This window comes from Bradyrhizobium sp. CB3481, from assembly GCF_029714305.1.
Taxonomy (GTDB): Bacteria; Pseudomonadota; Alphaproteobacteria; order Rhizobiales; family Xanthobacteraceae; genus Bradyrhizobium.
The window spans coordinates 4,101,245-4,113,848 of sequence record NZ_CP121647.1 but is presented as its reverse complement, the minus strand read 5'-3'; the positions used below and the strand labels follow the sequence as shown (position 1 = coordinate 4,113,848).

Genomic DNA, 12,604 nt, shown 5'->3' with positions numbered 1-12,604 from the left:
CTTCGCGGTTCATCCGTGGTTCCAGGTCAGAGCAGCCGGCTTGATGCAGCTAAGCCATCCTAGCAGGTTTTTGAAGAGCCGGCGTGACAGCCAATTGTCACTTGACTATTCGACCGTTACCGATTTCGCGAGATTTCGCGGCTGGTCGACGTCGGTGCCCATCACCACGGCGGTATGATAGGCCAGCAGCTGCACCGGGACGGCATAGACCATCGGGCTGAACGTCGCCGCCATGTCCGGCAGCACGATGGTGACCAGGCTGTCGACGGTGGCCTCCGCCGCGCCCTTGGCGTCGGTCATCAAAATGATGTTGCCGCCGCGGGCCGCGACTTCCTGCATGTTGGAGACGGTCTTCTCGAACACACGGTCATAGGGCGCGATCACCACGACCGGCATATTTTCGTCGATCAGCGCGATCGGCCCGTGCTTGAGCTCGCCGGCGGCATAACCCTCGGCGTGAATGTAGGAGATTTCCTTCAGCTTCAGCGCGCCCTCCAGTGCCAGCGGATAGCTGGTGCCGCGGCCGAGATAGAGCACGTCCTTCGATTTCGAGAGGTCGCGCGCCAGCTTCTCGATCTGCGGTTCGATGGTCAGCGCCGCCGTCATCAGGCGCGGGATCTCGACGAGGCCGTGGACGAGCTTGGCCTCGTCCTCATCGGACAATTCGCCGCGCGCCTTGCCGGCGGCGACCGCGAGCGAGGCCAGCACCATTAACTGGCAGGTGAAGGCTTTGGTCGAGGCGACGCCGATCTCGGGACCGGCGAGCGTCTGCAGTACGGTTTCGCTTTCGCGCGCGATCGTCGAGGTCGGCACGTTCACGACAGACAGGGTGTGAGCGCCCTCGGCCTTGGCGTAGCGCAGCGCGGCCAGCGTGTCGGCGGTCTCGCCGGACTGCGAAATGAAGATCGCAAGATCGCCCTTGCGGAGCGGCGCCTCGCGGTAGCGGAATTCGGAGGCGATATCGATTTCGACCGGCAGGCGCGCCAGCCGCTCGAACCAGTATTTGGCGACGTAGCCGGCAAGGTTCGCGGTGCCGCAGGCCGTGATCGAAATGCGCTGGATGTCCTTGAAGTCGAACGGCAGCTTGACCGGCAGCATCACCCGCTCGCTCGCCATGTCGACATAGCGCGCCAGCGTATGCCCGACCACTTCGGGCTGCTCGTGGATCTCCTTGGCCATGAAGTGGCGGTAGTTGGCCTTGTCGACCAGCGAGGTCGCGGCGCTGTGCTTGACCGCCTCGCGCTGCACGATCGCATTGTTCTTGTCGTAGACGGTGGCGCCCATGCGCGTCAGCACCACCCAGTCGCCGTCCTCGAGATAGCTGATCATATCGGTGAACGGCCCGAGCGCGATCGCGTCCGATCCCAGATACATTTCGCCGTCGCCATGGCCGACCGCGAGCGGCGGGCCATTGCGCGCGCCGATCATCAAATCGTCATTGCCGGCAAAGATGAAGCCGAGCGCGAACGCGCCGCGCAGCTCCGACAGCGCCGCCCTCACCGCCTCGACCGGCTTGATGCCCTTCTGCAGAAAACTGTCGACGAGATGAAGCACGATCTCGGTATCGGTTTCGGTCTTGAAGACCGCGCCGTTCTTCTCCAGCGCCTCACGCAGCTCGCGGAAATTCTCGATGATGCCGTTGTGGACCACCGCCACGCGCTCGGTCGCGTGCGGATGCGCGTTGTTCTCGGTCGGCTTGCCGTGGGTCGCCCAGCGTGTGTGGCCGATGCCGGTGTGGCCCTGCAGCGGTTCGGCGTCGAGCCGCTTTTCCAGGTTCTTCAGCTTGCCTTCGGCGCGGCGGCGTTCAAGATGATCGCCTTCCAGCGTGGCGACGCCGGCCGAATCATAGCCGCGATATTCAAGCCGCTTGAGTGAATCCACCAGGAGCTCCGCGACCGGAGCTTTTCCAAGAATGCCGACAATGCCGCACATGCGGTTCAATTTCCCCAAATCGACGGAACGCGTCGCAACCCGCGTCTCTCTTAGCGGCAATGGCAGGCCGACCGGTACTCAATAATTGTTGCGTATTGAGACAGTCTTAAGCGGAAAGCTTAACGGAGGGCCCTGTTCCTTCGAAACGCCCCGGAGACAGCGACCCAACACACGCCTGTCATCCCCCGCGCAGGCGGGGGATCCAGTATGCCGCGGTTTCTCGGTTCAATCACTGCTGTCTCTGGAATACTGGGTCACCCGCGTGCGCGGGTGACGACAACTGAGTATGAGGCAGCATTCTCGCGACATGGATTGCCCGAGGTTTGCATCTTCTGTTGCCCCCATCGAAAATGAGGGCGCAGGGAAGACCGGGTGCACGCCGCACCCGCGGTCTCGTGTGCGGTTATGCGCAAAAAAAGCATGCACACGAGCATACAGGTTCGGCGGGAGCATCCCGGCCTTCCCTGCGCAATGGCTTTACGGCTTACTTCGCGCTCTTCCCGGAGAACGGCTCTTTTGCCTCCGTCGCCCGCGAGCGGCTTTCGCTACCTTCGGGCTTAACGCCAGCACCACGGCGCCAGAACCACACGACTTCACCGTACGCGTTAGCCACACTCGTCCGTCATGGCATCGGCGTCCATCGCATCTCCCCGCGCGTCGGTGACGATGGCCAACGCCCCTCATCTCGCGGTGAGACGGGCGCAGTTATGCCGCCGATTTGGGTGAAAACGGAAGCGAAATATTTCTGATTATCGGAAACTGTTCGCTTGACGTTTATTTCCGAAAATCGGAACTGATTTGCCCGTCGGGCAGTCACATTGACGGTGCCGTAGGGTGGACAAAGCGAAGCGTGCCCACCATCGAGCAACACACTCGGTGATCGATGGTGGGCACGTCGCTTACGCTCCTTTGCCCACCCTACGGATTCCCCAACCTGGGACCCCGATCGACGCCAAGCCCGGAGCACCGACCAATTTGAACCCGGTAGCGCGTCGTAGCGACTTACGGGTTTAGCCCAAAGCGGATATCGAGATGCCCTCGCCTGGGCGCTTTGAATGAGGATGAAATGTCCTGGCGTTGCCTTTTCCTGGCTGTGACGTTCCTGACCGTGCTGGCGCCGCCGACCCGCGCCGCGGACAGGGCGTGGGAGGATTGCGGGCAAATCGGCGACGAGGATCGCAAGATCGCCGGATGCACGGCTGTGCTGGCGCGCGGCACGGCGGAGAGCGAGACGAGCCGCGCCAACGCCTATGTCAACCGCGGCTATGCCTACTCCAGGCGCGATTACGACCGCGCCATCAAGGATTACGACGAGGCGATCCGCATCGATCCCAAAATTATACGCGCCTATAACGCGCGCGGCCGCGCGCACCACGCGAAGGGCGATTACGATCGCGCCATCGCGGATCTCGACGAGGCCATCCATATCAATCCGCAATACGCGCTCGCTTACGAAGGTCGCGGCAAGGTCTACCACAGCAAGGGTGACTATGACCGCGCCATCAAGGATTTCGGCGAGGCGATCCGCCTCAATCCGAAATTTGCGGATGCCTACAGCAATCGCGGCAATGCCTACGCCGGCAAGGGCGACAGCGACCGCGCTATCGCCGATCATAATGAGGCGATCCGCCTCGACCCGAATTTTGCCAAGGCCTATTTCAATCGCGGGCTTGCCTACACCGGCAAGCGCGATCACGACCGCGCCATCAGCGATTACAGCGAGGCGCTCCGCCTCGATCCCAAGAATGCCAGCACCCATTTGCATCGTGGCGGCGCCTACTTCTTCAAGGGCGACTACGACCGCGCCATCAGGGACTACGACGAGGCGATCCGGCTCGATCCGAAATATGCGCTGGCCTACGAGATTCGCGGGCGGACCTATCAAGACAAGGGAGACGCCGCGCGGGCCAGGAAGGATTTCGACGAGGCCATCCGGCTCGATCCGAAATATGTGGCGGCTTATTTCGATCGCGGTAATGCCTACAAGGGGAAAGGCGACAACGACCGCGCCATCAAGGATTACAGCGAGGCGATCCGCCTCGACCCGAAATATGCGGCTGCCTATTACAATCGCGGCGTTGCCTACGCCCACAAGGGCGATCGCGACCGCGCCATCGGGGAATTCGACGCGGCGATCCGGCTCGATCCCAAGGATGCGATGGTCCATTACAGCCGCGGCACCGCCTACGCCCACAAGGGCGATAACGACCGCGCCATCAAGGATTACGACGAGGCGATCCGGCTCGATCCGAAATATGTGGTCGCGTATTACAATCGCGGCAATGCCTACAAGGACAAGGGCGACAACGCCCGTGCGGTCGAGGATTACGGCGAGGTGATCCGCCTCGCCCCGAAACATGTCGCGGCCCATTTCAACCGCGGGTCGGTTTACTTCTTCATGGGCGATTACGATCGCGCCATCCGGCAGTTCGACGAGACGATCCAGCTCGATCCGAAAGATGCGAAGGCGTATTACAACCGCGGCAGCGCTTATTCCAGCAAGGGCGATAGCGACCGTGCCATCAGGGATTTCGACCAGGCCATCCGGCTCGACCCGAAACATGTGGCGGCCTATTTCAATCGCGGCCATGCCTACCAGGACAAGGGCGACAATATCAGCGCCATCCGGGATTTCAGCGAGGCGATCCGCCTCGATCCGAAAAATGCGCGCGCCTATGGCCTTCGCGCCGATGCCTACCGCGGCAAAAGCGATTTCGAACGCGCCGTGAAAGATTACAGCAAGGCGATCGAGCTGGCCGGCAAGCCGGAGAAGGCGCACTGGCTCTACTGGCAGCTTCGCGGCGTGAGCTATGAGCGGCTCGGCAAATGGCCCCAGGCCGAGGCGGATTTTCTCAAGGCGATGGAGCTCGATCCAGATCAGCCCTCGGTTCTCAATCAGCTCGGCTTCAACTGGATCGACCGGAATATCAAGCTGAAGGAAGGCCTGGCGCTGCTCGAGAAGGCCGCCAAGCTCAAGCCGGATGACGGCAACATTCTCGATAGCCTCGGCTGGGCGTACTACCGTCGCGGCGACTATCAGGAGGCGATCAAGCTCATGGAGCGCGCGGCCGCGCTCGAGCCAAACAGCAGCGAAACCAGAGACCATCTTGGCGATGCGTACTGGCGGACGAGCCGCCAGGACGAGGCGCGTAAATCCTGGGAGCTGGCGTTATCGCTCAAGCCGGACCCAGCGGATGCGGAGAAGATCAAAGGCAAGATTGCCCGAGGGCTTAAATGAGGCGCCTACCGACACAGTAACGACATGGTGCCACGTCCGTCATTGCCCCCATCAGCTCCGCTCGGTTTACTGTCGCGCCACGCTCTCTCCGCGCAACGTCTTTCGCCTTCTCCACACGCGTAGATCAACCATGACCTTTGCGGTCGCCGCGAGGACCAGCGCGCAAAGCACCGCCTTCGAGACCGTCTCCATCGTCCCCTCGATCAGTATGGCATGGACCGCACCTCCTACGACGATGACAATAGCGAGGGGCATATGGACGATACGCCAGGTCCGCGCTCGCAGTCCCAATCGCCGGCGGAGTGCAGCTACCATCGCGACGGTGAAGATGGCCCACATGGCGACCACGCCCCAGGGGGAAAACGGCGTCGGCGATGAGAACAGAAGGGCGTCAATCATATCAGGGGGACTGGTGATCCAAAGGCCCCCGACGTGGATCACCACCGCCATGACCAGCGCGCCGCCGATCCAGTGATGTGTGCGCCGTCCACGATAAGCTGACAGTCCCGGTAGGTATCCGCCAATCAGCAAAGGCTGAACGAGCACAAGGCTAAGAGCGACAATCCCAGCGAAGCTGGCCAGTATGTAGACCCAGTCGCGCCATGCGAGCAGCGGGCTCACTGCTGCAGCGGCGATCGGTACGCCAATGGCGGCTGCAAGGGCGGCCCAGATCAGGGTCACCTTTGCCAATCTCATTCCTGTATTCCCAATTCGGTCAGGCCGGCTGAAGGACGAAGTGCGCCTCCAGGCTGGTATCCTTTGCGCTCCGCATCACGGGACGCAGGAAGACGGTTTTGAATTCACCGCTGTCATAGGCGAGGTGACCATGCGGTTGGCCAAAGACCGGAATGATCTGCGGTATCTCCAGGCGGAACGCCCCGTTCTTGTCGGTGAGCGTGGCACCATGACTCTGCGGCTCGTGCTCCCGCCCTTCGGTCGTGTGCGCCCAGATCTGGATGCGCTGCCCGGCCAGCGGCGCCCCGTCGCCTGCCCGGCGCACCGTGCCGCTCATCCAGAAGCCCCCCTTGCCGATCCGATCCACGATCGCCGCGCCCTTGATGTAGTTGTTGGCTCCGCCGGACATCGAAAGAGTCGGTGCGAGGCCTTCCGCTCGGGCGGGCAGCAGCCCGGAGACACCGGTAGCGAGGATGGAGCCGCCGGCAGCGAGGAGGTTCCGGCGGTTGAGTAGGACGGCGGTCATGGAAATCCTCCGGGCGATCATGCGATTGCTCTGCGAAGGGTACAACAACAGGCGCCGGACGCCCAGTTGAGGGAGACGAAGAGTGCGACGCGTCGCAATAACAGTGTTGTGAAGGGTGTGCGCAATCAGCGCCATTCACGAGATAGCTCAGAAGCGTCCGATGCCGAGGAAAGCATGCGCGGATAAACCGCCCTTCGGCATTCGAGACAGCGGCTCGGCAGCAACCCACGAAAAAGACCACCGGAGCGACCGGTGGCCCTTTGCTTTCGCCTCGCATTACATTGCCAGTTTAGCTGCGGACAGACTGGCGGCTGCCGCAGGGTTGATCCTCGCTTTGCACTGGCCGCTTGGACCCTGGCCTTCGGACCGCTAGCCTTGAGACGTCGGTCCCGTCGGACGCCTGTCACCCGTGGCATCGGTCTTTATCGGCACTCGTCACGGTTGGCGCGGGATGGTGCGAGAAACCAATCGATCAACCGAGCGATCAAACGCTTTAGGAAAGCACTTGTTCCGTCGTTTCAGAAGAAATCGAGCAACGAATTGGCCGTTTGGAATCTGAGACGTCTGGGCGCGCTATAGCTGACAAGAGGCTATGCTTCACAGCACGAACGCAGCGCCCCCGATCATGGCTGTTCACCGCGAGCCCGATGAGCACAGTGATGTGCGGGATAAGTCGTAATTCCGGATGTCGCTGCGCTCATCCGAGCGACGCTTACTAAACTTGCTGGCGTGGAATCAATCTTTCCTGACGTAGCAGTAGCCCACATCAGAATCGTAGCAGAACTGCACGCGGCCGCGCCAGTTGCGCCACACCTGGGTCGCCCAGTGGTCAGTACGCGCGCCGAACCCAAATGAGGGAATGAGCTCAAAATTGAAGAACCGCACTGACAAATCCGCACCTACGCGGACGATCGCGTAGGTGCCGGATGAATCGCGGCTTTTGCCGTTCTTCAACCGAATTGACTGTACGTACCTATTGTCTTTGTTGAGCGTCAGCGTTGCCCCGTCTCCCCAGTCGGTAATCGCCCAGTTTGCCACCTCGTAGACGCCAATTGTTTCGGCTTCCGAAACAGGAGCCGTTTCAAGTCGCAGGACAGCGTAAAAGCCGAGAGCGGGTATGAGGAGGCAAGCCAACGCACCGAGAACGAGAAATAGGCGCCTCATCTTGCCCCTCAATCTCAAGCGTAGAGCTCACCAGCCTACCCCTTCTTCCCTTCCTTCGCCCGCAGCTTCATCTCGCGATACCGTGCCGCCCCGCCCTCGCGGTTGCTTTGCGGGCTGCGCTCGACGGCCATCGCATCGTCAGGCACGTCCTTGGTGATGACGGAGCCCGAGCCAATATAGGCGCCGTTGCCGATTTTCACCGGGGCGACCAGTGAGGAGTTGGTGCCGACGAAGGCGCCCTCGCCGATCGTGGTCTTGTGCTTGAAGAAGCCGTCATAGTTGCAGGTGATGGTGCCGGCGCCGAGGTTGGAATTGGCGCCGACATGGGCGTCGCCGACATAAGATAGATGGTTGACCTTGGCGCCCGCGTCGATCGTCGCGGCCTTGGTCTCGACGAAGTTGCCGATCTTAACGCCCTCGCCGAGCGCGGTGCCAGGGCGTAGGCGCGCATAGGGGCCGATGGAGGCCTTCTTGCCGATCGAGGTCTGCACGATGTGCGAGAAGGAATGGATCACCGCGCCATCGGCGATGGTCACGCCGGGGCCGATCACCACGAAGGGCTCGATGGTGACGTCGCTGCCGAAGGTGGTGTCGGCGGCGAGATAGACCGTCTCAGGGGCGATCAGGGTCACGCCGGCGTCGAGCGCGGCCTGGCGCAGCCGCGCCTGCATCACGGCTTCGGCCTCAGCGAGCTGCGCCTTGTTGTTGATGCCGCGCACTTCATCCTCGCTGGTTTCGATCACGACGGCCTCCAATCCCATTTCCCTGACGATTTCGACGGCATCGACCAGATAATATTCGCCCTTGCTGTTGGCATTGCCGATGCGGTCCAGGATTTCCAGCGCGCGGGCACCCGCGAAGGCCATCACGCCGGCATTGCACAGCGTGACTTTGCGCTCCTCATCGCTCGCGTCGGCATGTTCGCGGATCGCGACCAGGCGGCCGTTCTCGAGCAGCAGCCGGCCATAGCCGGTCGGATCGGCGGCGCGGAAGCCGAGAACGGCCAGCGCCGCGCCCTTGGCCAGCGGCGCGCGCAGCCGTTCGAACGTCTCGGCCGAGATCAAGGGGGTGTCGCCGAACGCCACCAGCAGATCGTCGGCGCCGTGCGCGATCGCCTCGCGGGCGGCAAGCACGGCATGGGCGGTGCCGAGCCGTTCGGCCTGGACGAAGGTGGCGACATCGGACCGCACGCGCCTCGCCTCCTCGGCGACAGCCTTATGGTCGGGCCCGATCACGACCGCCAGCGCCGAGCCCGGTCCGTGCGGGGCGGCGTTCAGCACGTTTGCCAGCAGCGACTGGCCGGCGACCTCGTGCAGCACTTTCGGCTTGGACGAGCGCATGCGCGTGCCCTCGCCGGCCGCAAGAACGACAGTCAGGCTGGATCGAGCAGTCATTCGGTTCCTCAGAGTCTCATTGCCTCGTCATGCCCGGCCTTGTGCCGGGCATCCACGTCTTTTCCTCATCGAGCAAGGGAGGCGTGGATGGCCGGGACATCTAGCGCGAAAACGCGCTTCGCGCTTTAGCCCGGCCATGACGGAAAGTATCAGGCGAGCTGGTTTGCCGGGCGTCTTTAATTGTTTTCCCGTGGAGATCAAACCGATTCGCCGCCCCGAAAAGGTCTGGATTCAAGTGGCCGGCGCTTTTCCTGTTAATCTTTGGCCTGTGATTCGGCAGGCCTTGAGGAGGGCCAGGGGCGCTTGGCCAAAAAATCCGACCATCTTGGGGATCTCGGGGCGGATGACGCCGGCGGGGTGCTGGGCGGTTTGCTGGCCGAGGAAAACGAACTCGACCGCCGCACGCTGTGGCGGGTCGCGTCCTGGGGCGTTGGCGCTACGGCTGCGGTGATCCTGGCCGTGATGGCCAACCAGTCCTCGCTCGGGATACGGCGCGAGCAGGTCGCCGCCGCCGACCTTGCGCGGCAGGCGCAGCAGATCCAGACGGTGGCCAAGGAAACCCACAACGAGGCGCGACGGCTGGCGGCGGCGATCGAGACGCTCAATACCGACCGCGACCGGCTATATGCCCGCGTCACCGGCCTGGAACAGGGGCTCGAGTCCGTCACCGGCGCCATCGCCAGGCAGGGTTCCGCCCCGGCGCCGGCTGCCCGCGCGGAACCGCCCGCCGCGCAAAATCAGCCGCCTTCCCCGCCCGTCGCGCCGGTCGCCACCGCCCCGGCTGCCGCGCCCGCGCCCGCTGCCAGCGAGCCGCCGACCGCCTCCGCCGTCGCCAAGGACGCCGCCAAGACCGGTACGGCCAAATCGGATGCTGCAAAAGCCGACCCGGCGGAGCCGGCAAAACCATTGCCCGCCACGCCGCTGATGGCCGCCCCGTCGATGATGGCGCCGCCTGATCCGGCAGCCGGCAGGCTGGTCGAGCCCGGCAAGACGCCGGGCGCGGTCATTGCGGGCCCGATCCCCGATGTCGTGGCGTCGGCGTCGGGAGATGCGGAAGCGGATGACGCGCCGAAGGTCGTGCTGCAGCGGACCGAATTCGGCGTCGATCTCGGCACCGCCAATTCGGTCAACGGTCTGCGCGCGTTGTGGCGCGGGCTATTGAAATCGCGGTCGAACGCGGCGCTGGCGGCGCTGCGTCCGATCATCGTGATCAAGGAAAGCACGACCGGGCTCGGCATGCAGCTTCGCCTGGTTGCCGGCCCGCTGCACGACGCCGGTGCCGCCGCCAAGATCTGCGCCGTCATGGCCGAGAACAACCGTCCCTGCGAGACCACGATCTTCGACGGCCAGCGGCTGTCGATGGATGATCCGCCGGCGGCGGCCAAGCCGCCGGCGCGGCGACGCGTCACCGCCAAGCGAGCGGCCGCCGCAGTGGCTGCTATCGAGGAGGTCGCAAAGAAACCGGAAGCGCCGCCGCCGCCTTCACCGCAACCGACCTTGTCGTCCATCTTCAACAAGAAGAACCAGCAATAAACCTTTTGCCACCATCACGTTACCGGGCATTTCCGACCTGCATTGTCGGCGCAGGCACGCAGCTGTTCTTGCGGTTGTGCTATCAGCCAATCCCGACCATATTGCGCGCATGAAAAAAGCCCCGTTCCGGCTCACGCCGTATCAAGTGCAATTTCTGCTGGTGGTCGGATTCGTCACCGTCGGCTACGCCCTCTATCTGCGCTATCTCGCCGTCGAACTCTCGACGGTCGCGCTGGCCTGCGACGCCGGGCTGCAGAGCATGCTGTGCAAGGCGCGGTCGCTCGCCACCTATCTGTTCAAGAATTCGGTGTTTGGCATCACCGCGCTGGTCATCGCGACGCTTCACGTGATGCGGCCGTCGATCGTGCTGCTCACCGGCGGACTGATCGCGGCCGGCTTCGGCATCGTGCTCTATAATATCCAGCTGTCGGGAATTGCGATCGGGCTACTCATTCTGGGCTTTGCACGGCCCGCGCCCGCCACAGCGTGAGCGCCAGCAGCAAATAGATCGCGCAGGTCCACATCGACTGCCAGTTCTGGCCGCCCTCGTTGAAGGCCATGAACAGCGCGGAGGCGGCCAGGAGGCCGGCAAACGAGGCTTCGGCGATCGGCCGCGTGCCCTCTTTCGGCCGGTTGAGCAGCATCAAGGCCGCGAACGGCACCACCGCCATGGTCAGCGCGGCGAACGGAAAGTCGCGGTAGCGCGGATCGAACGCAAAGCCGAGGGCGGTTGCCGCCGCAATCAGGGAGGTCACGACCAGCACGAGACCGAGCAGCGCCGGCAGCACCGATTTGGCGCGGAAGTTGCGCGGTCCGATCAGCTCGAGGAAGGTCGGCAGCGGCCGTCCCGACATCGCCGCGTTGGCGCACAGCATCGGTGAGGCGATCGCGGCGGCGAGCAGCGCGCCCCATTGCAGCCAGCCGCCGAAGCCGTAGCTCTCGAACCACATCTTGTCCGCGGCGACGCCGAGCAGCATGCCGGCTGTCGTCGCCGAGGTGCCGACCGCGATCCACGCCGCAACCCCCGGCTTCCACGGCCGCCGCCGCAGCGTCAGCCAGCCGGCCAAAAACACCAGGGCACTGAGCGCCATGCCGCATCCCATCTGGATCTTCCAGAACGGATAATTGCTGATCGGTTCGCCCGGCGGATATTTCACCGCCCGCTGCGCGTCGTCGATCATGCCCCAATAGCCGCCGACGGTGCCTTCGAGCTGCCGCTTCCACGGCTGGTCATAGGCTTCGATCAAATTGACGCGGAATTTCTCGCGCTTGGCGAGGTCGAGGATTTCGGAGACGACGCGCGCCTGGTTGGTGCGCGAGGGCAGCGCGCCATCGCGCATCCGCCCTGCGCTCGGCCAGCCGGTCTCGCCGATCAAAATTTCCTTGTTCGGAAACGCCGCCGCCATCCGCTTGCGGATGTCGTCGACATGAGAGGCGGCGAATTTCGCGCGCACCGGCATGTCTTCCCAGTACGGCAGGATGTGAATGGTGACGAAGTCGACGGCGTCGTAGATCTCGCGGTTGCGCAGCCAGAATTCCCAGACATCGGCATAGGTAACGGGCACGCTGACGCGGGACTTCACCGAGCGGATGTGGGCGGCAAGGTCGGACGTCGTCATCTCGCCGCGCAGCAGCACCTCGTTGCCGACAACCAGCGCCGTGATGACGTCAGGATGTTCCTTGGTCAGCTCGATCGCGACGGCAATCTGCGCGAGGTTCTTGGTGCGGTTGCTCGAGAGCCAGATGCCCTGGATCACCTTCAGCCCGACCTTGGCCGCCAGCGCCGGCACCTGGTCGAGCCCGTTCTCGATCGAATAGGTCCGCACGCAGTCGGTGATCTTGGCGAGTTGCGCCAGGTCCTGCGCGATCTGTTCCGGCAGGATTTGCGTGGTCGGGATCAGCGGCGTCTGGCCGTTGCGGAACGGCGCATAGGACACACATTGCAGCTTGGCCGTAGGGTCGATCGGCGCGCGCGCAAGCGTGATCGGCGTGGCGAGCCACCACCACAGGGCCGCGATCATAGCGAGTGACGAAAGGAGAAGCGCCAGCGGCGTACGAAGAGAAATCGGTTCCATCCTCCGGGCGGGGCCCGTCGATTACCCGTTCAACGGCGTTCTGCCAAGATGTACGATGTCCCTATTG

General features: G+C 63.4%; 9 protein-coding genes. 3 read left to right on the top strand and 6 right to left on the bottom strand.

The annotated features are described in order from the left end of the window. Positions 1-105 precede the first annotated feature (105 nt). Positions 106-1,932: a glutamine--fructose-6-phosphate transaminase (isomerizing) gene (gene glmS, locus QA643_RS19980; RefSeq protein ID WP_283027630.1), complete on the bottom strand. Its 1,827-nt coding sequence runs from the start codon at positions 1,930-1,932 to the stop codon at positions 106-108. A 1,066-nt stretch (positions 1,933-2,998) separates the two neighbouring features. Between glmS and QA643_RS19975 the strand changes: the two genes are divergently transcribed. Next, entirely contained in the window at positions 2,999-5,170 is a 2,172-nt protein-coding gene (locus QA643_RS19975) for a tetratricopeptide repeat protein (RefSeq protein WP_283027629.1), read from the top strand. A gap of 66 nt (positions 5,171-5,236) precedes the next feature. On the opposite strand, the gene QA643_RS19970 is transcribed toward QA643_RS19975, so the two are convergent. The 4 genes from QA643_RS19970 to glmU all read right to left on the bottom strand — a co-directional run bounded on the left by QA643_RS19970 (position 5,237) and on the right by glmU (position 8,929). Further along, positions 5,237-5,866 (bottom strand): ferric reductase-like transmembrane domain-containing protein, encoded by a 630-nt coding sequence (locus QA643_RS19970; RefSeq protein ID WP_283027628.1) that lies wholly within the window; start codon positions 5,864-5,866, stop codon positions 5,237-5,239. Between the two features lie 19 nt (positions 5,867-5,885). Then, positions 5,886-6,371 (bottom strand): Twin-arginine translocation pathway signal, encoded by a 486-nt coding sequence (locus tag QA643_RS19965; protein ID WP_283027627.1) that lies wholly within the window; start codon positions 6,369-6,371, stop codon positions 5,886-5,888. A 735-nt stretch (positions 6,372-7,106) separates the two neighbouring features. Then, positions 7,107-7,535: a hypothetical protein gene (locus tag QA643_RS19960; protein ID WP_283027626.1), complete on the bottom strand. Its 429-nt coding sequence runs from the start codon at positions 7,533-7,535 to the stop codon at positions 7,107-7,109. A gap of 35 nt (positions 7,536-7,570) precedes the next feature. Beyond that, a complete protein-coding gene (gene glmU, locus QA643_RS19955; RefSeq protein ID WP_283027625.1) occupies positions 7,571-8,929 on the bottom strand; it encodes a bifunctional UDP-N-acetylglucosamine diphosphorylase/glucosamine-1-phosphate N-acetyltransferase GlmU in 1,359 nt (452 codons plus the stop codon). A 303-nt stretch (positions 8,930-9,232) separates the two neighbouring features. Here glmU and QA643_RS19950 point away from each other — a divergent pair, with 303 nt between their 5' ends. Both QA643_RS19950 and QA643_RS19945 read left to right on the top strand, forming a co-directional pair. Beyond that, positions 9,233-10,462, top strand: a complete 1,230-nt coding sequence (locus QA643_RS19950; RefSeq protein WP_283027624.1) for a hypothetical protein — start codon at positions 9,233-9,235, stop codon at positions 10,460-10,462. 109 nt (positions 10,463-10,571) lie between these two features. Next, positions 10,572-10,952 (top strand): hypothetical protein, encoded by a 381-nt coding sequence (locus QA643_RS19945; RefSeq protein ID WP_283027623.1) that lies wholly within the window; start codon positions 10,572-10,574, stop codon positions 10,950-10,952. Here QA643_RS19945 and QA643_RS19940 read toward each other — a convergent pair. Further along, complete coding sequence (locus QA643_RS19940; protein ID WP_283027622.1) at positions 10,912-12,537, bottom strand: beta-(1-6) glucans synthase; 1,626 nt, start codon at positions 12,535-12,537, stop codon at positions 10,912-10,914. The genes QA643_RS19945 and QA643_RS19940 overlap by 41 nt on opposite strands. Positions 12,538-12,604 lie beyond the last annotated feature (67 nt).

Coding starts and splice junctions, on each gene's coding strand:
- QA643_RS19965 (WP_283027627.1), bottom strand. CDS start 6,371: ATGACCGCCGTCCTACTCAACCGCCGGAACCTCCTCGCTGCCGGCGGC.
- glmU (WP_283027625.1), bottom strand. CDS start 8,929: ATGACTGCTCGATCCAGCCTGACTGTCGTTCTTGCGGCCGGCGAGGGC.
- QA643_RS19940 (WP_283027622.1), bottom strand. CDS start 12,537: ATGGAACCGATTTCTCTTCGTACGCCGCTGGCGCTTCTCCTTTCGTCA.
- QA643_RS19970 (WP_283027628.1), bottom strand. CDS start 5,866: ATGAGATTGGCAAAGGTGACCCTGATCTGGGCCGCCCTTGCAGCCGCC.
- QA643_RS19960 (WP_283027626.1), bottom strand. CDS start 7,535: ATGAGGCGCCTATTTCTCGTTCTCGGTGCGTTGGCTTGCCTCCTCATA.
- QA643_RS19945 (WP_283027623.1), top strand. CDS start 10,572: ATGAAAAAAGCCCCGTTCCGGCTCACGCCGTATCAAGTGCAATTTCTG.
- QA643_RS19975 (WP_283027629.1), top strand. CDS start 2,999: ATGTCCTGGCGTTGCCTTTTCCTGGCTGTGACGTTCCTGACCGTGCTG.
- glmS (WP_283027630.1), bottom strand. CDS start 1,932: ATGTGCGGCATTGTCGGCATTCTTGGAAAAGCTCCGGTCGCGGAGCTC.